A 24,785-nucleotide genomic window follows, 5' to 3' on the forward strand; every position below is an offset into this window, starting at 1 on the left:
CACCACCCACGACACAGGGAGCACGTATGACCAGCGCACCAGAGCTCGCGATCGAGGCCCACGGCCTCGTCAAGCACTTCAAGGAGACCCGGGCCGTCGACGGGATCGACCTCGCCGTGCCGACCGGCACGGTCTACGGGGTCCTCGGTCCCAACGGCGCGGGCAAGACCACGGCCGTCCGCATGCTCACGACCCTCCTGCGCCCCGACGCGGGCACGGCCCACGTCCTGGGGCACGACGTCCTGGCCCAGCCCGACGCCGTCCGCTCGCTCGTGGGTCTCACGGGCCAGTACGCGTCGGTCGACGAGGACCTGACCGGCGCGGAGAACCTGATCGTCATCGCGCGGCTCTACGGGTTCTCGAAGCCCGCAGCCAGGCGCCGGGGCATGGACCTCATGGAGGCGTTCGGCATCGCCGAGGCCGCGAACCGGCCCGTCAAGACGTACTCGGGCGGCATGCGCCGCCGCATCGACCTCGCCGCGAGCCTCGTCATGAGCCCCCGGGTGCTGTTCCTCGACGAGCCGACCACGGGGCTCGACCCCCGCAGCCGCAACCAGGTGTGGGACATCGTGCGCGTGCTCGTGGCCGACGGCGCGACCGTGCTGCTCACGACCCAGTACCTCGAGGAGGCCGACCAGCTCGCGGACCGCATCGCCGTGATCGACCACGGGAAGGTCATCGCCGAGGGCACCGCGACCGAGCTCAAGCGCTCGGTCGGCGAGGGGTCGGTGAACCTGCGTCTCGCCGACTCGTCCGAGCGCGCCCGGGCCGCGGAGATCGTCGAGCGCGTGCTGCGCGCGGAGGTCGTGCTCGCACCGGACCCGTACGCGTTCTCGGCGCGCGTGCCCGACGACGGCGCGGACCTGGCAGCACAGCTCCTGCCCGCTCTCGCGGACGCGGGCATCGGGGTACCGGAGTTCACGCTCGGGCAGCCGAGCCTCGACGAGGTGTTCCTGGCGCTCACGGGCCAGCCGGTCGACGAGGAAGACCAGAACCGAAGTGGCACCACGAGCCACACCGAGGAGGTGGCCTGATGGCCGCGACCCAGACCGAGGTGATCACCACCCCGGAGGCACAGACGCTGCGCGAGGCCATCGCGATCGACCAGCACCCGACCCGGCCGTCGCCGCTCGCGAACACCCTGACGTTCGCGTGGCGGGCGCTGCTCAAGATCAAGCACGTCCCCGAGCAGCTGTTCGACGTCACGCTCACGCCGATCATCTTCACGCTCATGTTCACGTACCTGTTCGGCGGGGCGATCGCCGGGGACACGACGACCTACCTGCAGTACCTGCTGCCCGGCATCCTGGTGCAGACGGTCCTGATCATCACGGTCTACACGGGCTTCACCCTGAACACCGACATCACCAAGGGCGTGTTCGACCGGTTCCGCTCGCTCCCGATCTGGCGGCCCGCCCCGATCGTGGGCGCGCTCATGGGAGACACGGTCCGGTACACGATCGCGTCGGTCATCACGGTTGGCTTGGGGCTCGCGATCGGCTTCCGGCCCGCTGGCGGGGTGGTCGGCGTCCTGCTGGCCGTCGCCCTGCTGCTGGTCTTCGCGTTCGCGATCAGCTGGATCTTCACGATCCTGGGCCTCGTGATGCGTACGCCCAACGCGGTCATGGGCGTCTCGATGCTGGTGCTCATGCCGTTGACGTTCGCGTCGAACATCTTCGTCGACCCGGACACCATGCCCTCGGCGCTGCGCACCTGGGCCGAGATCAACCCCGTGAGCCACCTCGCGACCGCGGTCCGCGCCCTCATGGCCGGTACCGCCACGTTCGACCAGATCGGGTGGGTCTTGCTGGCCTCGGTGCTCCTCACGGCCGTCTTCGCGCCGATCACCATGCACCTGTACCGCACGCGCAACTGAACGCGTTCCGGCCGTCGGCGTGCCGGAGCCGGTGTGACCTCGAGGTCACGCCCGCTCCGGCACGTCCACGCGGTGCGGTGTCGTCAGCCCTCCGCCGAGGCGCCCTTCGCCACCGGGGGCTTCTCGTCCTCGCAGCGCTTGGTCACGACCATGACGGGGCAGGCCGAGTGGTGCAGGACCGCCTGGCTCGTCGAGCCCAGGAGCAGCCCCGTGAAGCCACCACGCCCACGCGACCCGACCACCACGAGGTCCGAGGCCGTCGAGAACTCCGTGAGGAGCTCGGCCCCCGTCCCGTCGAGCACGATCCGCTTGATGGGGACGTCGGGGTTCTCGGCCTCGTGCCGGTCCACGATGACGTTGAGCCCCTCGGTGATGTCGTCGAGGACCTGCTGGTGGTCGATCGAGGCCGGCAGCCACGCGAGCAGCCCCGCCCCCGCACCGACGGGCACGCCGGCGACGGCGACGAGCTCGGCGCTCCACGCCCTGGCCTGCTTGATGGCGTGCCGCAGGGCGATGTCGGCCGACGGCGAGCCGTCCACGCCGACCACGATCCGCTTGAGCGGCTGGATCGCCGGCAGCTCGCCGCCTTCCCCGCCCGACTTCAGGGGCACGACGACCGTGGGGCACCGCGAGTGCGCGGGCAGCGCCGACGAGACGGTGCCGAGCAGACGTTCGGTGAACCCACCCCGCCCGCGGGTCCCCACCACGACCAGGCTGTAGTCCTTGGAGAGCTCGACCAGGACACCGGCGGCGTCGCCGGTCGCGATCGCGGCGGTCGTCCTGACGCCCGCGGCCTCGGCCCGCTGGGTGGCCTCGGCCAGGACCGCCTTGGCGCCCTCCTGGATCGCGGTGTCGTCCAGGGCCGCGTAGCCGCCGTCGAGCGAGGCCGCGGTGAAGGACGGGAGCGAGTACGAACACACGACGTGCAGGGGCCAGCCGACCTGGCGCGCGTACGCAGCCGCCCAGTCCAGGGCGTGCAGGCTGGGCTCCGAACCGTCGACCCCGACGAGCACGATCTCTGCACGAGTCATGGTTTCATCTCCTCCCGATGGTGAAGCACCATCCTGAGACAAACCTATCGAAAGAACAGGCAAAGTCCACCGAGGCGCAGGGCCCCGGAGGGGCGGGTCGCTCCGTCGTCGGCGTACCCCATGACGCTGCGGCCCGTCCGGCACCGACCCGGCACTGGCTCCCCGCGAACGACAGCACCCCGTCACCCTGCACGAGGCAGGGTGACGGGGTGCTGGTCGAGCTGCGGAAGATCGCTCCCGCGAGGCTCAGAGTCCCGCGAGGGCGCTCAGGCGACGCGGATGAACGTGGGGTTCGACTGCCAGATCTGACGGAACTGGATCGTCTTGCCGGGACGCGGGGCGTCGATCTGCATGTTGTCGCCGGCGTAGATCGAGATGTGGCCGGGGGTCCAGATCAGGTCGCCGGGCTGAGCGTCGGCACGCGACACCTTGGTGCCGACGTTGCCCTGCGCGCTCGACTGGCGCGGGAGGGTGATGCCGACCTGCGCGAAGACGTAGCTCGTGAAGCCGGAGCAGTCGAAGCCGTCCGGGGTGGTGCCGCCGTAGACGTACGGGACGCCCACATAGCGGCTGGCGATCGAGATGATCGCGCTGCCGTTGGCCGAGGCCGGGACGGAGACCGAAGCAGCCTTCTCGGTCGTCGACGTGGTGGCCGTGGTGTTGGCCGTACGTGCGGCCGAGCGCGAGGAGGCCTGCGTGGCGCGCTCGACGACGGGCTCCGGCTCAGGCTCAGGAGCGGGGGTCACGGCGACGGCCGCGCTCTCGATCGTGAAGCCGGCCTCAGCGGCGACCGTGACGGACGGAGCGGACTCGAGCGCGGCACGGGCCTGCGTCGTGAGTGCGTTCAGGTCGACGGTGTTGAGCTTGGCCGTGTCGTGGTCGACGGGCGCAGCGTTGGCGGGCATCGCGCCGAGCATCGAGACGATCAGTCCCGACGAGGCAGCGACGACAGCGGTGCGGCGGCCGACGGAGGAAGCCGTCGCCGCCGAAGCAAGGGTGGAAAGCGGGCGTCGCGCTGCACGGTGGCGTGCGCCGGTCGTGACTGCGTTCACTGGATACCTCTCCTGGACGCCTGCGAGGTCAGCTGTCGGGTTCGGGTGGGAGAATCACCCGGCCGTCAGGACCGAGGTCCGTCTGGCTTCACCCCAAGGGCACCGTTTCCGGTACCCGAATTTGGGTCCCCCGTCCCTGTCATCGGGTCGTGGTGCTCCTCGCGCGGTGACAGGGTTCGGCGTTCCGCGCAAGGGCCTCGACGGACGATTCATCCGTGAAGCAGAACCGAACGTACACGACCTCCGGGTGAATGTCACGTTCCCGTCACGACGCCCTGGAAAGGCCTGGTATAGCAGGACGAACCGGCACGAGATCGTTGCCCCGGGCACCCCGAGAAGGCATCGAGAACACCACCGCCCCGCATCCCACGAGGGGGTGCGGGGCGGCGGCGGAACCCGTGGTGCGCTGCGCTCAGGGCGCGGTGACGAAGATGTGGCGAGCGACGTCGTCGGGCAGGTCGAGGACGGTCTCCGCGCCCTCCGCGGACACCGTGAACGACCCCGCCTCCGGCGTGACCGTGACCTCCTGGCGGGGCAGGATGCCCGCGGCCGCGATGCGGGCCAACAGGTCCGTGTCCGTCTGGAGGGGCTCGGCGATGCGCTGCACGACGACGCGCAGCCCGCCCGGCTCGCGCCCCGCGCGGTCCGCGGCGGCCACGTACGCCGGCAGGGACACCACGCCGTCGAGGTACTCGATCTCCTGGATGTCCTCACCCAGCTCCGAGAGCCCGGGGATGGGGTTGCCGTAGGGGTCGTAGTGCGGGTGGTCGAGCAGGCCGATGAGGCGCTTCTCGACGAGCTCGCTCATGACGTGCTCCCACCGGCAGGCCTCGACGTGCACGAACTCCCAGTCGAGCTTGATGACGTCCGTCAGCAGGCGCTCCGCGAGGCGGTGCTTGCGCATGACGCGCTGGGCCTTGGCGTGGCCGTCCGGGGTGAGCTCGAGGTGACGGTCCCCCGTCACGACGACGAGACCGTCCCGCTCCATGCGGGCCACCGTCTGGGAGACGGTGGGTCCCGAGTGTCCGAGTCGCTCCGCGATGCGCGCACGCAGGGGGACGATGCCCTCCTCGTCGAGCTCGTAGATGGTCTTCAGATACATCTCGGTGGTGTCGATCAGGTCGGTCACGTCGCGCTCCTGTCGCTTGGGGGCTTGGGGGCACCTGCCGCACCGGCGGGCCGCTGACCTTAGTTTAGGTCCGAGCCACCGACATTGTGGACGCCCGACGGTGTTCGCGCCAGGCCGGACTATCGTTGCCCTGTGCCTGAGCCCACCCAGATCACCGTCCCCCCGCACCTGCTGCCCAGCGACGGCCGCTTCGGCTGCGGGCCTTCCAAGGTCCGCGACGCGCAGGTGCGCGCGCTCGTCGAGGCCGGCACGTCCGTGCTCGGCACCTCGCACCGCCAGGCACCGGTCAAGTCCCTGGTCCGCCGGATCCGCTCCGGGCTCACGGACCTGTTCGACGCCCCCGAGGGATACGAGGTCGTGCTCGGCAACGGCGGGTCGTCGGCGTTCTGGGACGTCGCGACGCTGTGCCTGGTGCGCGAGCGCGCCCAGCACGCCGCGTTCGGCGAGTTCGGCGCCAAGTTCGCGACCGCGACCACCCGCGCACCGTTCCTCGAGCCCTCGCAGGTCGTCACCGCTCCCCCGGGGTCGGTCGCGCTCCCCGAGCTCGCGGACGGCGTCGACGTCTACGCCTGGCCCCACAACGAGACCTCGACCGGAGCCATGGCCCCCGTGCGCCGCGTGCCGGGATCGCGCGAGCAGGGCGCGCTGACGCTCGTCGACGCGACGTCGGGCGCGGGCGCCCTCCCGGTCGACCTCGCCGAGACCGACGTCTACTACTTCGCGCCCCAGAAGGTCTTCGGGTCCGACGGCGGGCTGTGGGTCGCGATCCTGTCGCCCGACGCCGTCGCGCGCCTCGAGGAGATCGAGTCCGGTGACCGCTGGGTCCCCGAGTTCCTCTCGCTCCAGGCGGCGCTGACGAACTCGCGCCTGGACCAGACCCTCAACACGCCGTCGGTCGCGACGCTCGTGACGTTCACCGAGCAGGTCGACTGGCTCAACGAGCAGGGCGGCCTCGCATGGTCGAGCGCCCGCTCGGCGACCTCGGCACGCACGCTCTACGCGTGGGCCGAGTCACGCGAGTGGGCCACGCCGTTCGTGACGCGCCCCGAGGACCGGTCCACCGTCGTCGGGACCATCGACCTGGACGAGTCGATCGACGCGACCCAGGTCATCGCGGCGCTGCGCGCCAACGGGATCCTCGACGTGTTCCCCTACCGCAAGCTGGGCCGCAACCAGCTGCGCATCGGGATGTTCCCCGCGATCGAGCCCACGGACGTCGAGCTGCTGACCCAGAGCATCGACTTCGTGGTCGACGCGCTGGCCTGAGACCGAGACACGAAGCGGCCCGCCCCGGGTTCCCGGGGCGGGCCGCTTCTGCGTGTGCGCCTGCTCGGCGCGTCACCTCGACGCGTCCGCCCGGCCACCGGCCGGGCGAGGTCAGGCCGCCTCGGCCACGTCCTGCGCGTCGTCGACGCCGAGCCGTTCGCGCGTGTCGCTGCGGCTCGCGCGCCGCGCCGCGCCGCCCGCGGGGTAGGTCACCAGGAGGTGCGGGCGCTGCGTCACGCGGTAGCTGACCGTGAACTTCCAGTTCCGCATGGCCCAGATCGCCGCGCCCACCGAGACCAGGAGCGCCGTGATGGAGCCGATCCCGATCGCCCAGCGGGGACCGTAGGCCTCGGCGATCCAGCCGACGATCGGTGCACCGACGGGCGTCGCCCCGAGGAACACGATCATGTACAGGGACATGACGCGCCCGCGCATGACGGGGTCCGTCGTCATCTGGATGGTCGTGTTGGCCGCGGTCATCATGGTCAGCGACGCGAAGCCGACGGGGATGCACGCGAGCGCGAACGTCGTGTAGCTCGGCATGAGCGCCATGACCCCGGTCGCGACCGCGAAGCCGAACGCCGACCCGATCACGAGCCGCACGCGGGGCCGCTCGCGCCGCGCAGCCATGAGGGCGCCGGTCAGCGACCCGATCGCGAGGATCGACCCGAGCATCCCGTACTCGCCCGCGCCCATGCCGAACTCGACGCGCGCCATCATGGCCGACGTGAGCTGGAAGTTGAGCCCGAACGTCGACACGACGCTCAGCACCACCATGATGACGATGATGTCGGAGCGGCCGCGCACGTAGCGGATGCCCTCGCGGATCTGCCCCTTCTCGCGCGAGGCGCTCGGAAGCCTGTGCATCTCGCGCGTGCGCATGCGGGACAGCGCGAAGATGGTCGCGCCGAAGCTGATGCCGTTGATGATGAACACCCAGCCCGTGCCCACCGCGGCGATCAGCAGGCCGGCGACGCCGGGGCCGATCAGCCGGGCCGCGTTGAACGACGCGCTGTTGAGGCCGACCGCGTTCGAGAGCTTGTCGCTCGGCACCATCTCGGCGACGAACGTCTGACGCACGGGGCCGTCGAGCGCGGACACGCACCCGAGCGCGAGCGCGAACCCGTAGACGTGCCACAGCTCGACGTGCCCCGAGAGCACCAGTGCGCCGAGCCCGAGCGCGAGCAGGCCGGAGGCGCCCTGCGTGGCCATCAGCATCTTGCGGCGCGGCAGGCGGTCCGCCAGGACGCCCGCCCACGCGGACAGCGCGAGGACGGGCGCGAACTGCAGGGCCGTGATGACGCCGACGGCGACGCCGGAGTTCGCCGTGAGCACCGTCAGGACGAGCCAGTCCTGGGCGATGCGCTGCATCCAGGTCCCGACGTTCGCGACGAGCGCGGAGCCGAACCACAGGCGGTAGTTGTAGTACTTGAGGGAGGAGAACGTCGCGCTCATCGTGCGGCGATCCGGGTCAACAGGTCACTGGCGCGGGCCAAGGTCTCTCTTTCTTCGTGGGTCAGGCTGGTCAGCTGCTGGGTGAGCCACGCGTCGCGGCGGCGCCGGGTCTCCTTGACCTCGAGCACGCCGGCGTCGGTCAGCGCGACGAGGACCTGGCGCCCGTCCGTGGGGTGCTCGACCTTGTGGACCAGGCCGAGCTCGACGAGCGCGTTCACCGTGCGCGTCATGGAGGGCGGCCGGATGCGCTCGTGCGTCGCGAGCGCGCCGGGGGTCATGCCGCCGTGCTTGTGGAGCACGGTCAGGACCCCGAACTGTCCCTCGGGAAGGTCGGCACCTCCGCGCTGCGAGCGCAGCGCGCGCGAGACGCGGGTCAGGGCGACGCGCAGGTCACCACCGAGGGTCGCGGGCCGACACTGCGCCTTCGTGGGGGACGAGGACGTGATCGGTTCCGCAGCAGGCATCTCTTTACCCTAACTCATTACCTTAAGTAATGAAATGGATCGTGAGCGAGATCACGACCCTTCGCTGCATCCGTGGAGGGCGCCGGCGGACGACGCCCTCAGGGCACGTAGGCGACGACCGCTCGGCCCGATCCGCTCAGCGCCAACGCTCGGGCCACGTGCGGGACGAAGACCGACTCTCCCGCGCGCACCCTCGCCCGCAGAGGCTCGCCCACATCGCCACTCCCGGCAGCAGGGCATTCCACCTCGACCTGCCCGTCGAGGACCAGCACGATCCGAGGCCCCTCTGCCGGCAGCGCCACGGCCCCGTCGTCGAGCGACAGCTCCCCCATGACGAGCGCGAACTCCGGGATCGCGGCCCGGTACTCCCGCAGCCCGCCGCCCGGCGCGAGCGCGCCCCGACGTCCAGGTACTGGGGCCGTCCCGAGCCGCCGGACCCGCGGGCGGGCCGCAGGCCCCGGAGCGTACGCGACGCACGCCAGCAAGGCCTCGAGGTCCACCCGCTTGGTGGTCAGCCCCGCACGCAGCACGTTGTCCGAGCTGGACATGACCTCGACCGCGCACCCCGAGAGGTAGGCGTGCACGTGCCCGGCCGGGACGAACATCGACTCCCCCGGTTCGAGCGTGACGCGGTTGAGCATCATCGACACGATCGCCCCGGGATCCCCCGGGTGCTGCTCCGCGAGAGACACCACGGTGGCGTCCGCTCGCGGCGACGTGGTGCCCGCGCCCAGACGAGCGGCGACGTCGGCGACCGTCACGGCCAGGTCCCCTGCGACGTCGGGCAGGGTCCTCGCGTGCAGCGCGAGCGTGAACGCCTCCTGCAACCCGGCTGCAGACGGCCGTGCCGCGAGCGCGGCCCGCATCCGGGAGACCAGGTCCCCCCGCAGCCCGTCGAGCAGCTCCAGCACCCGCGCCGGACGACGGAACCCGGAGAGTCCCTCGAACCTGCTGATCGCGACGACCATCTCCGGCTTGTGCTGGTCGTCGTGGAAGCTGCGCTCGGCCGACCCGCGCGGGATACCCGCACGGTTCTCGCGGTTGAACCCCGCCCGCGCGCGGTGCGGCTGCGGGTGGACCTGCAACGACAGCGCACGGTCCGCCGCGAGCACCTTGAGCAGGTACGGCAGACGAGGACCGTACTCGTCCAGCACGCGCTGCCCGAGCATCGCGACCGGGTCTGCGCGGATCAGGTCCGCCAGGGACGCCGAAGGCCCGCCGTCGACCGAAGCCGACGACGGGCCCTTGGGGTGCGCGCCCATCCACATCTCGGCGAGAGGACCTCCGTCCTGCTCCATGCCCAGCAAGGAGTGCAGGGCACTCCTCGAACCCCAGTCGTAGGACTGGAGCGTGGGCGTCAGGCGCAGGATCGGCGAGGTCATCGCCAGCGAGCGTACGTCAGACGCCCAGTGCGTCGCTGATCGGGTCGAGGGTGAAGTAGATGACGAACGCGGCCGCGGCCACCCACATGAGCGGATGGATCGCCTTGACCTTGCCCAGCGCCAGCTTGATGACCACGAACGCCAGGAAGCCCGCCCCGATGCCGGCCGTGATCGAGTACGTGAACGGCATGAGCGCGATCGTGAGGAACGCGGGGATCGCGACCTCGACGTTGGTCCACTTGATGCCCGTGATCTGGGTCATCATGAGGAAGCCGACGAGGACGAGCGCCGGCGCGGCCGCCTCGCTCGGGACCAGGGCGACGAGCGGCGACAGGAAGGTCGCCAGGAGGAAGGCGATGCCGGTCACGACGGCCGAGAGGCCCGTGCGGGCGCCCTCGCCGACGCCCGTCGTGGACTCGACGTAGCTCGTGTTCGACGAGACGCTCGCCGCACCGCCGGCAGCAGCGGCGATCGAGTCGACGACCAGGATCGCGCGCGACCTGGGCGGGTTGCCCGTCGCGTCGAGCAGCTTGCCCTCCGAGCCCACGGCGACCATGGTGCCCATGGTGTCGAAGAAGTCCGCGAGGAGCAGCGAGAACACGAGCAGGACGACGGTGACGACGCCGACCTTCTCGATCGAGCCCAGCAGCGAGAACTGACCCAGCAGACCGAAGTCGGGGACCGAGACGGGGCTGCCGTCGAGAGCCGGGGCGTTCAGGCTCCAGCCGTTCGCCGCGCCGGCGCCCTTGGTGCCGACGCCCGCGATCGCCTGGATGACCACCGCGAGGACCGTCGCGGCGAGGATCGAGATGAGGATCGCGCCCCGGACCTTGCGGACCCACAGGACGATCATGAGGACCAGGCCCACCACGAAGACGAGGATGGGCCACCCTGCGAGGGACCCGGTCGCGCCGAGCTGGAGCGGCGTCCCGCCGCCCGAGGCGACGAAGCCCGCGTTGACCAGACCGACGAGCGCGATGAACAGGCCGATACCGACGCTGATCGCCGTCTTGAGCTCGACCGGGACAGCGCGGAACACAGCCTCGCGGAAGCCCGTGAGGACGAGCACCAGGATGATGAGACCCTCGATGACCACGATGCCCATCGCGTCGGCCCACGTCACGTCGGGGATCGTGGCGATCGTGAACGCGACGACCGCGTTGAGGCCGAGGCCTGCGGCCAGAGCCATGGGGTAGTTCGCGAAGACGCCCATCGCGATCGTCATGATCCCGGCGACGAGCGCCGTGGTGGCCGCGATCATGGCCATGTTCGGTCCGTCGGTGCCGCCGCCCAGGAAGCGGCCCGTGCCGTCCGCGCCCGAGAGGATGATCGGGTTCAGGATGATGATGTAGGACATCGCGAAGAACGTGACGAGACCGCCACGGATCTCCGCGCCGATGGTCGAGCCGCGCTCGGTGATCTTGAAGAAGCGGTCGATGCCGCTGGAGCGCGGGGGTGCTTCGCGCTCGTCAGTCGTGGTGGTCATGGGGAGAATGGTGCCAGATACCGTGTTGCGCTCCCGAATCGATGACGTGGCGTGCTAGTGGGCGCGACGCACCGGGCCGTGGAACGTCTGCTACGGCATGATGTGGACCATGCGCGGAATCATCCTTGCCGGCGGTTCTGGCACCCGGCTCCACCCGATCACGCTCGGCGTCAGCAAGCAGCTCGTGCCGGTCTACGACAAGCCGATGATCTACTACCCGCTCTCGACCCTGATCCTGGCGGGGATCCGGGACATCCTGGTGATCACCACCCCGCACGACGCCGAGCAGTTCCACCGCCTCCTGGGGGACGGGACCCAGTTCGGCGTCTCGATCACGTACACGGTCCAGGCCGAGCCGGACGGGCTCGCGCAGGCGTTCGTCCTCGGGGCGGACTTCATCGGCGACGAGTCGTGCGCGCTGGTGCTGGGCGACAACATCTTCTACGGACCCGGCCTGGGATCGCAGCTCACCCGGTTCGAGGGCATCGACGGCGGCGCGATCTTCGCCTACCGGGTCTCGGACCCCACTGCCTACGGCGTCGTCGAGTTCGACGAGCACGGCAAGGCCCTCTCGCTCGAGGAGAAGCCCTCTTCGCCGCGCTCGAGCTTCGCCGTGCCAGGACTGTACTTCTACGACAACGACGTCGTCGCGATCGCGCGCGACCTCGAACCGTCCGCGCGCGGTGAGTACGAGATCACCGACGTCAACCGTGAGTACCTGCGCCAGGGGCGACTGCACGTCGAGGTCCTCCCCCGCGGGACGGCGTGGCTCGACACGGGCACGGTCGACGCGCTGCTCGAGGCGTCGGACTACGTGCGGGCGATCGAGAACCGCCAGGGCCTCAAGATCGGCTCCCCGGAGGAAGTGGCCTGGCGACGTGGCTTCCTCAGCGACAGCGAGCTCGCCGAACGGGCCGAGCGGCTCGTGAAGTCCGGCTACGGCGCCTACCTCCTCGGGCTGCTCGGCCGCTAGCCGACCCGTTCCGCGCGCTCCCCTCAGGCATCTGACGGACGAGCGAGCACACGCGAACCCGCGACCACCCACCGCTCGGCCCAGTCGCCGATGGGCGCGACCCCGATCGCGGTCAGGGCGTCGTGGCCCAGCACCGAGTACGCCGGACGAGGCGCTGGTCGGACGAACTTCTCACTGGTGGTGGGGTGCAGGGCTGCGGCAGAGCCGATCGAGTCCAGCACCGCGCGGGTGAAGCCGAACCAGGACGTGGACCCCGACGACGTCCCGTGATAGGTCCCGCTCGGCGCACCAGCAGCGACCAGCCGGACGACCAGGTCCGCCAGGTCGACGGTCCAGGTCGGTTGGCCCACCTGGTCGTCGACCACCGAGAGCTCGTCGCGATCGGCCGCCAGCCGTGCCATGGTCCGGGGAAAGCAGGGGCCGCCGGCCCCGTAGAGCCAGGCCGTGCGCACCACGAGGTGGTCGGGTGCCTCGGCACGTACTGCCCACTCCCCTGCAGCCTTCGTCCTCCCGTAGGCCGAGCGGGGCGCCACGGGTCCGTCCTCGGGATACGGGCTCGAGGCGTCGCCCGCGAACACGTAGTCCGTGGAGACGTGGACGAGCCGAGCCCCCGACCGGGACGCCGCGCGGGCCAGGTTCGCCGGGCCGACCGCATTGACGGCGAACGCCTCGGCCTCGCGGGACTCGGCGTCGTCGACGGCCGTCCAGGCCGCGCAGTTCACCACGACGTCGACACCCTGGACGGCGCGTTCGCACTCCAGTGGATCAGTGATGTCGAGCTCGTGCCGGGTCGACGCCTCGACGTCATGGCCCGCCTGCCCAGCAACCGCTTCCATGTCCTGGGCGAGCATGCCTCCGCCGCCGGTCACCAACCACCGCACGCCGTTCCTCCGCGCCTCGTCCTCGACACCGCGTCCGTCCCACCCTAGCGGGCGCACGGCCGGACCTCTCCCGACGCACGACGGCCGGTATCGTGGGACGGGCCCGAACACCGGGCACCGACGATCCCTGGAGGACGGGTGCAGGTACGCGAGCTCAAGGTCGCCGGAGCGTGGGAGATCACCCCGCAACAGTTCGGGGACGATCGCGGGGTGTTCCTCGAGTGGTTCAAGGCCGAGACCCTCACCGCGCTGACCGGGCGTCCCCTGGAACTGCGGCAGGCGAACATGTCGGTCTCTGCTGCCGGAGTCCTGCGCGGCACCCACTTCGCCGACGTCCCACCCGGCCAGGCCAAGTACGTCACGTGCCCCCGGGGCGCGGTACTGGACGTCGTCGTGGACGTGCGTGTGGGCTCGCCGACGTTCGGGCAGTGGGACTCGGTCCTGCTCGACGACGTCGACCGCCGAGCGGTCTACCTGTCCGAGGGCCTGGGGCACGCGTTCTGCTCGCTGGAGGACGGCTCGACGGTCGCCTACCTCTGCTCGACCGGCTACGCACCCGAGCGCGAGCACGGCATCCATCCTCTGGACCCCACCGTCGCCATCCAGTGGCCCACCACCGCTCGCGACGGTTCTCCACTGGAGTTCGAGCTCTCCGCGAAGGACCTGGCCGCGCCCTCGCTCGAGGACGCAGCCACCGCCGGCATCCTGCCCTCCTACGAGGCCTCTCTGGCCTTCCTGCCCCCATCACAGGCCTGACACTTCCCTTCGAGCAACGGAGCATCGCGTGCGCGTCCTCGTCACAGGCGGCGCCGGGTTCATCGGCGCCAACTTCGTCCACCAGACCGTCGCTGAGCGTCCCGATACCCAGGTCACCGTCCTGGACGCCCTGACCTACGCCGGCAACCCCACGTCCTTGGCCCCTCTCGGCGACGCCGTGACCCTCGTGCAGGGAGACGTCGCCGACACCGGCCTCGTCGACCGCCTGGTGACCGAGACCGACCTCGTGGTCCACTTCGCTGCCGAGTCCCACAACGACAACTCCCTCGAGGACCCTTTCCCGTTCGTGCGGACCAACCTCGTGGGCACCTTCACCCTCCTGGAGGCCGTCCGCCGCCACGGCGTGCGCTACCACCACATCTCGACCGACGAGGTCTACGGCGACCTCGAGCTCGACGACCCCGGACGCTTCACCGAGGACACCCCCTACAACCCCTCGAGCCCCTACTCGTCGACCAAGGCCGGCTCGGACCTCCTGGTCCGCGCCTGGGTCCGTTCGTTCGGGATCCAGGCCACCCTCTCCAACTGCTCCAACAACTACGGCCCCTACCAGCACGTCGAGAAGTTCATCCCCCGCCAGATCACCAACGTGCTCTCCGGGATCCGCCCCAAGCTCTACGGTCAGGGCCACAACGTCCGCGACTGGATCCACGTCGAGGACCACAACACTGCCGTCTGGACCATCATCGACAAGGGTCGCCCCGGCGAGACCTACCTCATCGGAGCCGACGGCGAGATGGACAACCGCTCCGTCGTCGAGATGATCCTCGAGCTCACCGGCCGGCCCGCAGACGCCTACGACCTCGTCGCGGACCGCCCCGGCCACGACCTGCGCTACGCGATCGACTCCACCAAGCTCCGCACCGAGCTCGGTTGGACCCCGAGGTACCCCAGCTTCCACGACGGCCTGGCGGCCACCGTCGACTGGTACCGCACGCACCAGGACTGGTGGCAGGCCGACAAGGCAGCCGTCGAAGCCAGGTACGCCCGCACCGGGCAGTAGGCCCGTGTGACGTCGTAGGGCCTCGCCGGTGTCACCGGCGAGGCCCTACGACGTCACACCGCGCAGACGCTCCGGTCCGTCGGATCAGTACGCCCCGTGACCCGACACCACGGCACGCGCCGTCCGGGCCAGGATCAGGAAGTCGCCGAACATGGTCCAGTTCTCCACGTAGTACACGTCGAGGCGCACGCTCTCCTCCCAGGAGAGGTCCGAGCGACCACCGACCTGCCACAGGCCCGTGAGGCCCGGCTTGACCAGGAGGCGGCGACGGACCTTCTTCTCGTACTGGCTGACCTCGCGCGGCAGGGGCGGGCGCGGGCCCACGAGGCTCATGTCACCCCGCAGCACGTTGAAGATCTGGGGCAGCTCGTCGAGCGAGTACCGACGGATGAAGCGGCCCACGGGGGTCACGCGCGGGTCGTCGCGGATCTTGAACAGCAGCCCCGACCCCTCGTTCGCCTGGGCGAGCGCCGTGAGGTCCAGCTCCGCGTCGACGCGCATCGAGCGGAACTTGAGCATGGAGAACGTCTCGCCGTTGCGGCCCACGCGCTGCTGCGAGTAGAAGACGGGGCCCTTGCTCGTGAGCCACACCGCGAGGCCGACCGTGATCAGCACCGGCAGGAGCAGGACCGTGAGGATCGCCGCGCCGAACCAGTCGGAGATCGACTTGAACACGAACTTGGGGCCCGTGAACCGCGGGGCGTCGACGTGCAGGAGCGACACCGACTCGGCGGGGGTGATGGTGATGCGCGGACCCGCCACGTCGACCAGCTCGGTCGTGAGCATGAGGTCGACGCCCACGGGCTCGAGCTCCCAGCTCAGGTGCCGCACGACCTCTGCGGTCACGGCGTCCGACCCGCTCACCGCGACGCACCCGGCCTCGACTCGCGCGGCGACCTGCCCCGCGGACCGCAGGTCACCGAGGATCGGGACCCCGCGGATCGAGTCGCCGTCCCGCACCTGGCCGCTGGGGATGCACACGGCCACGACGCGGTAGCCCGAGCTGTCTCGCTCGTTGAGGTCACGGATCAGCCGCTCGGCCTGGTCGCGGTGACCGATCGCCAGGACCGCGGTCCGGTGCGAGCCGGCAGCACGCTTGCGGTGGAGCCACTGGCGCCAGAGGTAGCGCCCCAGGAGGAGACCGCCCAGCCCCAGGGGGAACGCGACCACGAGGTAGCCGCGGCCCTCCGGGAAGCGGAAGAGGAACGCGAGGATCGCCAGGACGGCGAACAGTCGCCACGAGGAGTCGAAGACCCGCTGGTACTCGGTGGGCCCGCTGCCCACGATCCGCACGTCGCGCGTCTTGGAGAACGCGAGCGAACCGGCCCAGGCGACGCCGATCAGCACGCTCAGGACCAGGTACGGGACACCGACGTCCTCACGGACCGGCTGGCTGATGAACTTGTCCCAGCGCAGGAAGTAGGCGGCGACGACACCGACCATGATGGCGAGCGTGTCGGTCGCCACCAGGCGGATCCGGTAGGACCTGTCCCAGGAGACCTCGGCGAACGACGCACGGGCCGCCCGGAGAGGAGCGGCAGGCGAAGCGGTGAAGATGTGGCGGAGTCCACGACGCGTGTCGTGGATGACGCTTCCGGCCATGGCCCGGCAACCTCTCGATAAAGTCCTGCAGCCGACTTCTTGACTGCGCGGAACGACTCATACTAGGAGCCGTCCCCAGGTAATAAGAATGCTGTGAACGCCTTTTCACCCGGGTGAGAAGGTGACGGGCGCCCCGACTCTCAGGCCTGTGATTCAGCGCCTCCGGGCAAGGATCGCCCGTGGCTTGCCGGAACAGGAAAGGGAGTCGGACGACCGTCCAAGTAAAGGTCCCGAGGAGACGATCTCCCGGGGGACGCTGCGGTGCGTCACCCCGAAGCTTGGACGTACGTCCAGGTCTGAGCGTTCATCGAGCCTTCGGATACTAGCGGCTGTCGAGGCGATGGCGGAACCGTCGTCCACCGTTCGTCTCACACTGGAGAGATGGTCGACCGTCCAGGTTGTGACGCCGGTCACCGGGTGAAAAGGGCATCGCGCCGGAAGAGGGCAAACGGCCGACCCCGGGAGGCTTCGGCACGCACCGACACGTGCCCGCACGTCTCGGCGCGCAGGCCGCGCCCGGCCCGTCTCACCGCAGATTTCACCCGCTCCCCCGGCTCACGCCGCCCGCACTAGACTCGTCCCGTGCCCTCGATGATCTCCCTCCTGATCCACCCGGAGCGGCGCCGCCCCAACCCGCCGGCGCTCCGTGTCGACCTGCGCCACGTGGCCCTCGCGGGGATGTCCCTCTGGGCGATCGCCCTCGCCGTCTCGCTGGTCCTGCTCGTGCTCGGGCACGCGACGTACCAGGCCCCCGCCACGTGCGGCGCGGGCCTCCTGCTCGGCCTCGTCGGCCTCGCGTGGGAGCGCAGGAACCGTGCGGAGTACCGCTCGCCCGAGTGAGCCGCGCCCGCCCGGGGGCCTTCGTCGACCCGCTTCCCGCGCCGCCCTCCCGATAGGGGGGACAACCCCATAGTTCTTCGCCCACCCCGTTCGTAGAGTCGATCTCGCGGCGTCTTGTTCTGCGTCCGCCCCCCCGATCGACGAGTGGACGATGATGACGCCTAGCAGCGCGGTACTGGAGCTCGACCCCCCTCAGGCGAAGGCGCCGTCGGCTCGCCAGCGACAGGTCAGCGACTTCTCGGAGCTGACCCGCATGGTCCAGGAGACCGGGCTCATGCGTCGTCGCTACGTCTACTACTGGGCGCGGTTCGCGGGCATCGTGGCACTGCTCGCCGCGTGCGGCGTGGGCATGGTGCTGCTGGGCGACTCGTGGTGGCAGCTCGCGATCGCGGGCGCGCTGGGCGTGCTGTTCACGCAGATGGCGTTCCTGGGGCACGACGCGGCGCACCGCCAGATCTTCCGCTCGGGTCAGTGGAACGACTGGGCGAGCCTCGTCATCGCGAACCTGTTCGGCGGGCTGAGCTACGGCTGGTGGCTGCACAAGCACTCCAAGCACCACCAGAAGCCCAACGTCCTGGGCACGGACCCGGACATGATCAACGGCGTCCTCGTGTGGGAGACCGAGACGCTCGAGAAGCCCAAGACCGGTGTCCGCGGGTGGCTCGCGTCGCACCAGGGCTACTGGTTCTTCCCGCTCCTGCTCCTCGAGGGCCTCAACCTGCACGTCAACGGTCTCAAGACGATCTTCGGCAAGGAGCCGGTCAAGCGCCGCGCGGTCGAGATCACGTTCGTCACGATCCGCCTGGTCGGGTTCGCCGCGGCGGTCTTCCTGCTCATGCCCGTGGGCATCGGCTTCGCCTTCATCGGTGTCGAGCTCGCGGTGTTCGGCTTCCTCATGGGGGCCTCGTTCGCCCCCAACCACAAGGGCATGCCGGTCATCGCGCCCGACGTCAAGATCGACTTCCTGCGCCGCCAGGTCCTCATGAGCCGCAACATCCGTGGCGGCCGCGCGGTCGACGTCTTCATGGGCGGCCTCAACTTCCAGGTCGAGCACCACCTCTTCCCCAGCATGCCGAGCCCCGCGCTCCGCAAGGTCCGCCCCATGGTCATCGAGTTCTGCCAGGCCAAGGGCATCAAGTACACCGAGACGACGCTGATCGACTCCTACCGGATCGTCATCGCGTACCTCAACCGGGTGGGCATCGCCTCGCGCGACCCGTTCCAGTGCCCCCTCACGGCGCAGTTCCGCTCGGCACGCTGAGCACGCTGCCGGACGCACCGTCGGGTCAGGATCGGGACGAGGTCTCGATCCCGGCCCGACGGCGTGTGGTCCGGTTCGCGTGCACGGACCACCGGGGCACCCACCGCGCGAGCGCGACCGCCCCGAGCAGCCCGACCGTCCCGGACGCGACGATCCCGCCCGCGAGGCTGCCGAGCGCGGCCCCCGCCGAGACCACGAGCGGGCCCAGCGCGGCCCCGGAGTCCTGGAACAGGCGCCAGATCCCGAGGAACTGGGCGCGCACGTCCGGTGGAGCGACGTCGGCCCCGAGGGTCATGAGGATCCCCGAACCGATCCCGTTGCCGAACCCCATGACCATCGCGACGACCGCCACCCCGGCGACCGTGCTCGTGAGCGGCAGGACGACGATCGCCCCGCCCAGCACGACCATGCAGGGGATCGCGACCCACAGCCGGCCCATGCGGTCCATGACCTTGCCGGCCGGGTAGAAGAGCAGCATGTCGACCGCGCCGGACAGCCCGAAGATCACGCTCGTCGTCGCGGGGCTGAACCCCAGGTGCTCCGACCACAGGGGCAGCACGACCTGGCGGGCCGCGCGCGTCGCACCGACCATGACGACCGCGAGCCCGAGCGTCGCGAAGACCCGCCGGTTCTCGACCAGGACGGTCCGGAAGCTCACGGGGGTCGCGGTCCGGCGGTGCTCGGTGGACCGGGCCGCGACGTCGGGCACCACGAGGGTCACGAGCCCCGCGAGCAGGCTCGTCCCCACGGCCAGCCAGTACGCGGCCTGCAGGTCCCACACCGCGAGCACGGCCGCCGCGGCGAACGGGCCGACGAACGCCCCGATCCGGTGCGTGCCCGCGAGCGTCGACAGCGCGCGGGCGCGCTTGAGCACGGGGGTGACCTCGGTCAGGTAGGCCTGGCGCGCGAGCATGAAGACCGCGTTGGTCATGCCGACGCAGAAGACCCCGGCGCCCAGGACCCACAGGTTGGGCGCGAGCGCGCACGCGACGAGCCCCACGACCGACGCCGCAGCGGCCGTCATCATGGCCCGCCGGTCGCCGAACCTCGCGGCGAACGCCCCCGCGGGCACGTCCCCGGCGATCTGCCCGATCCCCAGGAGCGCCACGACGAACCCCGCGAGCGCGATCCCCGCGCCCATCGAGAGTGCGGTCAGCGCGATCACGGGCACGATCGCGCTGACCCCGGCCTCGAACACGAACGTGGGGACGTACACGCCGCCCACGAGCCGACGGTCGAAGATGCCCGAGGGCCCGTCGTCCGACGGCGTCGCGCGGCGGGGGCGGGTCGTGCGGCTCATGCGGTGCGTGACGTGCGGGTCATCGGTCCCACGCCGACTCGGCGAGCAGCTCGTCGGCCGCGTCGGGGTCCAGGAGCGCGACCTCGAGCAGGTGCCGCGCGTCCGGGCGACCTGCCGCGGCGGCGAGCCCCCGCGCGAGGCCCGACGTCGTCGCGGCGTGCACCTGCACCCCGTCGCGTCCCGCGCACACCCACCAGTCGACCTCGGCGCCGTCCACGCTCAGGGTGTCGTGCTCGAACCAGCGCGCGGGGACGTCCGGGACGAGCCCCACGACACGGGGGTCGACCGCCTGGGGCGAGCCCTCGCCGTCGGGCAGGGGGACGTCCACGCTCCCCGGGGGCGCGAGCAGCGGGAGGTCGAGCAGGTCCGCGAGGGTCTCGCCCACGCGCGCTGCGTCCCCCGCGCTGCCGGGCGCGACGGGCAGCACGGTCCGCACCTGCGCCCACATGGCGCTCGTCGCGACGGCCAGGTCGTCGGCCGCGACGCACGTCGCGCGCCCCGCGCGCAGGCCGGGCAGGCGCTCGGGCAGCTCGTCGAGCACCTCCACGGCAGGGGCACGACCCGCGAGCGCGCCCAGCCCGCGCCACACCGCGAGCGAGGCGGGCAGCGGGAGGGGTGTGCCGACGTCGGGCAGCGCGGCGAGGTACCCCGACCAGTCCGCCGGGTCCAGGTCCTCGAGCCGGACGACCCCGCCCAGCGCGCGCACCACCTCGGCGTCCAAGCCGCGAACGGCCGGGGGCGGGTCGGCGAGGAAGGGGACGGTGCCGGGCTGGGCCGCGAAGGGCGCGCCGAGGTGCCGGCGCAGCCACCATGCGGTGTACGACGGCGCGTCCCCCACCCGCGCGCTTCCCTGGCCCCGGACGGGGGCGAGGAGCGCGGCGCGGGCGTCGGGGTCGTGCGCGAGGCGCGCGAGGAAAGCGGGCCAGGCGTCGTCGGCCACCGCGTCGAGGTCCGCGACCCCGTCGAGGTCGCCCACGTACGCCCCACCGCCGTGCAGGCCGGCGAGGGCGTCCAGGTAGTCGGTCCAGCCCGCGAGCCAGGACTGCGGGTCGGCCGGGTCGGCCGCGTCGTCAGCCAGGTCGGTCCCCCTGGCCCACGGGGTCAGGACGTCCGCGACCCGGTAGACCGACACGTCCGCCTGGACACCGACCGCGCGCAGCACGTCCTCGCTCCACGCTCCCGACGGCTCGGCCTGCGCGACGAGCGGTACCAGGCCGTCGAGGTGCTCGGACGCCCACGACCCGGGTAGCACGCACTCGCGCGCCGGGGACAGGTCGCCGTCGGCCGTGGGCAGGGGGAGCTCGCCGAGCCAGAAGGGCAGCTCGGTGGGCAGCGCGCCCTCGTCGAGCGCGGCCCGCACCAGGGCGAGCACCTGCCCGACGGCGGAGGGCACCTGGGCGGGCACGTCCCCCTCGGTGCCGGGAAGCGGGGCGTCGGGCTCGCTAGCTGGCAGGGGAACGGCCGTCCACGGCTCGGGCTCGAGGTCTCCGAGGTCCTCGAGGTCGCCCAGGAGCGGATCGCCGTCCGCGGCCTCGTCCGCGAGGTGCAGGACGTGGTCCTTGACCGCGGGCTCCTCGAGGAGCGTGCGCGCCGAGGACACCGTGGCGCCGAGGCGTTCGAGGAGCGGGTGCGCCGCCTCCGGGTGGACGAGCCGCAGACCGAGCGAGCGCGCGAGCGCGAGGAACGGCGGGGAACCAGCCTTGCCGGCTGTGCCGGCCGTGCCCGGATCCTGGTCGTCCGGCGTGAGCAGGAGCGTGCCGCGGGCCCCCCGCACCGTGCGTCCGTCCGCGAGCGGGACGGTAACGGCACCGAGAGCGTCGAGCACGCCCGGCTGGCCGCGGTGCGGCGCAAGGACCGTGTAGATCTCCCGCCAGCTGCGCGGGCCCATGCCCGCGGGGAGCTCGTCGAGCACGTCGGCCAGGTCACGGGCCTGCACGCCCAACGAGCGCGCGACCGCGAGGAAGGGTGACGGGACGTCCACGAGCCCGGGCACCCAGCGTCCGAGGACCCGGAGCACGTCGGGGTCGCGACCCACCTCGCCCGCAAGGACCTGAGCGTCTCGTGGAGCGACGAGGTGCCGTGAAGGGTCCGGCTCGTCCTGGTCGTCCAGGTGCGCCGTCGCCGCCATGGTCTCTCCGACCCGGGCGAGCAGCGGCGCGCCCCTCAGGGCGTCCAGGGCGACGTCTCGGATCCGCGCGTCGACCGCGCCCGCGGGCAGACCGGTGGGGACGAGCCCGAGGACCGAGCTGCGGCGGGCGTCCGGCCCGGTCGCAGAAGAGCCCGGGCCGTTCGCCCCCTGCGCCGCGAGACGCGCGAGGAGGCGCGCGTAGGCCTCGCCCGACCTCGCCGCGAGAGCATCGGCCACGGGACCGGGCAGGACGTGGCGCCTGCTCGGGTCGAGCGGGAAGGACGCGATCAGGAGCGCGGGGAATGTCAGCCGCTCGTCGGTCGGCGTGGGGGCGTGCAGCAGGCCCGGGACCGCGGTCGGCTCGTGCGGCAGAGCCCACAGGAGCGACCACCCCGCGTGCCGCTGCTCGACCGGGAGCGACGCGAGCAGGTCGGCAGGGGTCTCCCCCGCGTCCCGCAGCACGGTCCACCGGGCGTCGGCGTCGTGGAGGCGGCGCACCTCACCGGCGTCCGCGATGTCCACGACGACCTCGTCGAGCGCAGGCAGTGCCAGGAGCAGGGCGTCGTCGAGCTCGTCGAGCTGGCGGCGCACGGCCTGGACGGCCTCGTCGTCCCGCAGGCGCAGCGACACGACGGTGTCCGCGGGCGCGGCGGGTGCCCGGTCGGTGGCGGACCGGTCGGTGGGCACCGGGTCAGCGGAGACCTGGTCCGCGGGCGCGGCGGGCGACGGGACCGTTGGCAACGGGTCAGCGGGGAACGGCAGCCGCAGCACCGGGAGCGCGGCTCCCCGCTCACGGACCGCGGCCGCGAGCCTGTCAGCGTCCGCCCGGTCCGCCCCGGAAGCTCTCGTCAGCCCGTCCAGGGCCTCGCGCGTGCGCTCGAGCGAGAACTCGACGCCGCCCAGCGTCGACCGGACCACGATCTCGTCGGCCACCGACCGCACGGCCGCGAAGCCCACGCCGAACCGGCCCACGCGCCCGGGTCCCGATACCGCGGAGGTGCGCTCCGCCGTCGGGCCGGAGCCGGACCCCGGAGCGGGGGCGTCCGGGCGAGCCCCGGACGGGGCGAGCTTCGCGGAGGCGCGCATGGACGCCAAGGACGCGACACCGGCCGCGTCCAGCGGGGCGCCCGAGTTCTCGGCCGTGAGCCAGCAGGCACCCGCCTCGTCCGGCGCGAGGCGCAGGACGAGGCGGCCCGGGACGCCCGCGTGCGCCGCGGCGTCGGCCGCGTTCTGCGCGAGCTCGACGACCACACGGTCGCGGTAGTAGCCGCGCGCGTGGTCCTCCTCGGTGTTCGCGTCCTCCCGGAAGCGAGTCGGCGACGCGAGCCACGCCTCCGAGACAGCCCGGCGCAGGGCCGCTGTCCCGAAGGCGTCCTCGGTCACCGTGAGGGCTCGTCCGGCGCGGCGTCCTCGGCAGGGGCGGACGGCACGTCGTCCGGACCGTCGCCCGAGGTGCCGGCCGACGAGGCGCCCGGCTCGGGCAGCGTGATGCGCGACAGCGCGAGCTGGATGCTCGCCTCGACCTCGGCCGAACGCTCCACGGGGGCAGCCTCGGAGGGAACCTCGACGTCGACGGGCACGTCGACGTGCGCCCTGCCGCCGTCCGTCGCCGGACCGGCCGTCTCGCTCGACGCCTGCGCGGCATCGAGGAGCTGCACGATCTCGACGTCCATCTCGTCGATCAACGGGTCCGGCGCGGGCCAGTCGGTCGGGTGCGGCTCGACGTCCGTCTCCGAGTGCGCCCCGCACCCGTGGTCGAGGCTCACGACCTTGCCGTCGTCCGGGGACCACGGGTTGGCGCAGACCGCGAAGAGCTGGCCGAGCGCCCCCTGGAGCGGGACCAGGAAGCCGCACGAACCGCACTCGGCGCTCGACGCGACCGCGCCCGGCGCCGTGGGTCCCCGCGTGCCGCGGTACCAGCGCTCGGCGGCCTCGTCACGGCCCTGCGGCGAGAGCACGCGCACGCGGGCGAGCGCGAGCTCCTCGATCGCGACCTCGTCCTGCTCCTCGTCGCCCGTCGGCACGTAGCCCGGCTCGAGGCGCGGGTCGTCCGCCTGGAACGGCAGCACGTCACCCGTGCCGATGTCGCCGGGGCGCAGGCGCTCCGACCACGGCAGCCACTCGGGGGCCAGGATGGCGCCGTCGCCCGGCAGGAGCTCGACCTCGCACACCGTCGCGACACGACCGCGCGGCACGCGGGCGAGCGTCACCGTCCAGCGCCACCCCCGGTACCCGAGCATGGTGCAGGCGAACAGGTGGGAGATCAGGCGGTCCTCGACGGCGAGGGTCCCCAGGTGCTCCCCGACGTCCCCGGGGTGCTCGGCGACCTGCTCCGCCGCGGCACGCGCCAGGTCCACCGCACCCGTGAGCACGGCGTCCTTGGCGGCGCGCGCGCTCACGCGACGAACGGTCGGTCCTTCAGCGGCGGCCACGGCAGCCATGTCATGCCTCCAGGTCGTCGGCGACAGCGCGCAGGACCCGGGCGATCTGGGCTCCCTTGGCGGCGTCGGGATAGCGGCCACGGCGCAGCGAACCGCCCACCTGGTCCATCACCTTGATGAGGTCCTCGATCGCGACCCCGAGCTCCTCGGCAGGGCGCCGCTGCGCCTTGGCGACCGACGGCGCCGGGTCGAGCAGCTTGATCGCGAGCGCCTGCGGGCCGCGGCGGCCGTCGGCCACACCGAACTCCACCCGGGCACCGGGCTTGGGCGCGGCAGCGCCGTCGGGCAGCGCAGAAGCGTGCAGGAAGACCTCGTCTCCCTCATCGCTGGCGATGAAGCCGAACCCTCGTTCGGTGTCGAACCACTTGACCTTGCCGGTGGGCACGTGAACCTCGTTTGTGCTCGTGGGAATCAGAACTCTCAGGTTACCGGGCGTGC

Annotated in this window: 21 protein-coding genes and 1 riboswitch; of the genes, 8 read left to right on the top strand and 13 right to left on the bottom strand. The window is 71.8% G+C overall.

All coding sequences use genetic code 11. The features are described from left to right. Positions 1-26: 26 nt before the first annotated feature. On the top strand, positions 27-1,034 hold the full coding sequence (locus ACIPWA_RS06885) for an ATP-binding cassette domain-containing protein (RefSeq protein WP_400289053.1): 1,008 nt from the start codon (positions 27-29) through the stop codon (positions 1,032-1,034). Next, complete coding sequence (locus ACIPWA_RS06890; protein WP_400289055.1) at positions 1,034-1,876, top strand: ABC transporter permease; 843 nt, start codon at positions 1,034-1,036, stop codon at positions 1,874-1,876. The genes ACIPWA_RS06885 and ACIPWA_RS06890 overlap by 1 nt, the downstream gene beginning before the upstream one ends. 83 nt (positions 1,877-1,959) lie before the next feature. Here ACIPWA_RS06890 and ACIPWA_RS06895 read toward each other — a convergent pair whose 3' ends face one another. From ACIPWA_RS06895 to ACIPWA_RS06905, 3 genes are all read right to left on the bottom strand, one after another. After that, positions 1,960-2,907, bottom strand: coding sequence for a universal stress protein (locus ACIPWA_RS06895; protein WP_056645459.1), 948 nt, complete (start codon positions 2,905-2,907; stop codon positions 1,960-1,962). A 266-nt stretch (positions 2,908-3,173) separates the two neighbouring features. Continuing rightward, complete coding sequence (locus ACIPWA_RS06900; protein ID WP_400289057.1) at positions 3,174-3,812, bottom strand: C40 family peptidase; 639 nt, start codon at positions 3,810-3,812, stop codon at positions 3,174-3,176. A gap of 149 nt (positions 3,813-3,961) precedes the next feature. After that, positions 3,962-4,151, bottom strand: a riboswitch (cyclic di-AMP (ydaO/yuaA leader). A gap of 220 nt (positions 4,152-4,371) precedes the next feature. Further along, a complete protein-coding gene (locus ACIPWA_RS06905; protein ID WP_354510690.1) occupies positions 4,372-5,088 on the bottom strand; it encodes an iron-dependent transcriptional repressor DtxR in 717 nt (238 codons plus the stop codon). 132 nt (positions 5,089-5,220) lie between these two features. Between ACIPWA_RS06905 and serC the strand changes: the two genes are divergently transcribed. Beyond that, positions 5,221-6,354, top strand: coding sequence for a phosphoserine transaminase (serC, locus tag ACIPWA_RS06910; RefSeq protein ID WP_400289060.1), 1,134 nt, complete (start codon positions 5,221-5,223; stop codon positions 6,352-6,354). Between the two features lie 111 nt (positions 6,355-6,465). Here the strand turns inward: serC and ACIPWA_RS06915 are convergent, their stop codons facing one another. The 4 genes from ACIPWA_RS06915 to ACIPWA_RS06930 all read right to left on the bottom strand — a co-directional run bounded on the left by ACIPWA_RS06915 (position 6,466) and on the right by ACIPWA_RS06930 (position 11,141). Beyond that, on the bottom strand, positions 6,466-7,809 hold the full coding sequence (locus ACIPWA_RS06915) for an MFS transporter (protein ID WP_068626130.1): 1,344 nt from the start codon (positions 7,807-7,809) through the stop codon (positions 6,466-6,468). Next, entirely contained in the window at positions 7,806-8,273 is a 468-nt protein-coding gene (locus ACIPWA_RS06920) for a MarR family winged helix-turn-helix transcriptional regulator (RefSeq protein ID WP_068626129.1), read from the bottom strand. The genes ACIPWA_RS06915 and ACIPWA_RS06920 overlap by 4 nt, the downstream gene beginning before the upstream one ends. A 98-nt stretch (positions 8,274-8,371) precedes the next feature. Beyond that, positions 8,372-9,655, bottom strand: coding sequence for a mannose-6-phosphate isomerase, class I (gene manA / locus ACIPWA_RS06925; protein ID WP_400289062.1), 1,284 nt, complete (start codon positions 9,653-9,655; stop codon positions 8,372-8,374). Between the two features lie 16 nt (positions 9,656-9,671). After that, positions 9,672-11,141 carry an NCS2 family permease gene (locus ACIPWA_RS06930; RefSeq protein ID WP_400289063.1) on the bottom strand — a complete coding sequence of 490 codons (1,470 nt, stop codon included), beginning with the start codon at positions 11,139-11,141 and terminating at the stop codon, positions 9,672-9,674. Positions 11,142-11,250: 109 nt separating this feature from the next. Between ACIPWA_RS06930 and rfbA the strand changes: the two genes are divergently transcribed. Beyond that, positions 11,251-12,114, top strand: coding sequence for a glucose-1-phosphate thymidylyltransferase RfbA (gene rfbA / locus ACIPWA_RS06935; RefSeq protein ID WP_400289064.1), 864 nt, complete (start codon positions 11,251-11,253; stop codon positions 12,112-12,114). Positions 12,115-12,137: 23 nt separating this feature from the next. Here the strand turns inward: rfbA and rfbD are convergent, their stop codons facing one another. Continuing rightward, the gene (gene rfbD / locus ACIPWA_RS06940; protein ID WP_400289065.1) at positions 12,138-12,995 is read right to left on the bottom strand and encodes a dTDP-4-dehydrorhamnose reductase; all 858 of its coding nucleotides are present in this window, start codon (positions 12,993-12,995) and stop codon (positions 12,138-12,140) included. Positions 12,996-13,133: 138 nt separating this feature from the next. Between rfbD and ACIPWA_RS06945 the strand changes: the two genes are divergently transcribed. Next, positions 13,134-13,751, top strand: a complete 618-nt coding sequence (locus ACIPWA_RS06945; protein WP_400289067.1) for a dTDP-4-dehydrorhamnose 3,5-epimerase family protein — start codon at positions 13,134-13,136, stop codon at positions 13,749-13,751. A 28-nt stretch (positions 13,752-13,779) separates the two neighbouring features. Beyond that, positions 13,780-14,775 (top strand): dTDP-glucose 4,6-dehydratase, encoded by a 996-nt coding sequence (rfbB, locus tag ACIPWA_RS06950; protein ID WP_400289069.1) that lies wholly within the window; start codon positions 13,780-13,782, stop codon positions 14,773-14,775. A gap of 84 nt (positions 14,776-14,859) precedes the next feature. Here the strand turns inward: rfbB and ACIPWA_RS06955 are convergent, their stop codons facing one another. Further along, entirely contained in the window at positions 14,860-16,377 is a 1,518-nt protein-coding gene (locus ACIPWA_RS06955) for a sugar transferase (RefSeq protein ID WP_400289071.1), read from the bottom strand. 591 nt (positions 16,378-16,968) lie between these two features. On the opposite strand from ACIPWA_RS06955, the gene ACIPWA_RS06960 reads away from it, so the two are divergent. Both ACIPWA_RS06960 and ACIPWA_RS06965 read left to right on the top strand, forming a co-directional pair. Beyond that, on the top strand, positions 16,969-17,217 hold the full coding sequence (locus tag ACIPWA_RS06960; RefSeq protein WP_068706768.1) for a DUF2530 domain-containing protein: 249 nt from the start codon (positions 16,969-16,971) through the stop codon (positions 17,215-17,217). Between the two features lie 151 nt (positions 17,218-17,368). Then, positions 17,369-18,478: a fatty acid desaturase family protein gene (locus tag ACIPWA_RS06965; protein ID WP_400289073.1), complete on the top strand. Its 1,110-nt coding sequence runs from the start codon at positions 17,369-17,371 to the stop codon at positions 18,476-18,478. Between the two features lie 25 nt (positions 18,479-18,503). On the opposite strand, the gene ACIPWA_RS06970 is transcribed toward ACIPWA_RS06965, so the two are convergent. Genes ACIPWA_RS06970 through ACIPWA_RS06985 form a run of 4 tightly spaced genes read right to left on the bottom strand, consistent with a single transcriptional unit; the run spans position 18,504 to position 24,732 of the window. Next, positions 18,504-19,778, bottom strand: a complete 1,275-nt coding sequence (locus ACIPWA_RS06970) for an MFS transporter (RefSeq protein ID WP_400289075.1) — start codon at positions 19,776-19,778, stop codon at positions 18,504-18,506. 19 nt (positions 19,779-19,797) lie between these two features. Next, positions 19,798-23,289 (bottom strand): ATP-binding protein, encoded by a 3,492-nt coding sequence (locus tag ACIPWA_RS06975; protein WP_400289077.1) that lies wholly within the window; start codon positions 23,287-23,289, stop codon positions 19,798-19,800. Continuing rightward, complete coding sequence (locus ACIPWA_RS06980; protein WP_400289078.1) at positions 23,286-24,347, bottom strand: DUF3027 domain-containing protein; 1,062 nt, start codon at positions 24,345-24,347, stop codon at positions 23,286-23,288. The genes ACIPWA_RS06975 and ACIPWA_RS06980 overlap by 4 nt, the downstream gene beginning before the upstream one ends. 1 nt (position 24,348) lies before the next feature. Then, on the bottom strand, positions 24,349-24,732 hold the full coding sequence (locus tag ACIPWA_RS06985; protein ID WP_056645398.1) for a cold-shock protein: 384 nt from the start codon (positions 24,730-24,732) through the stop codon (positions 24,349-24,351). Between the last annotated feature and the right edge of the window lie 53 nt (positions 24,733-24,785).

Source organism: Oerskovia enterophila (assembly GCF_044748475.1).
In the GTDB taxonomy this organism is placed as follows: Bacteria; Actinomycetota; Actinomycetes; order Actinomycetales; family Cellulomonadaceae; genus Oerskovia; species Oerskovia enterophila.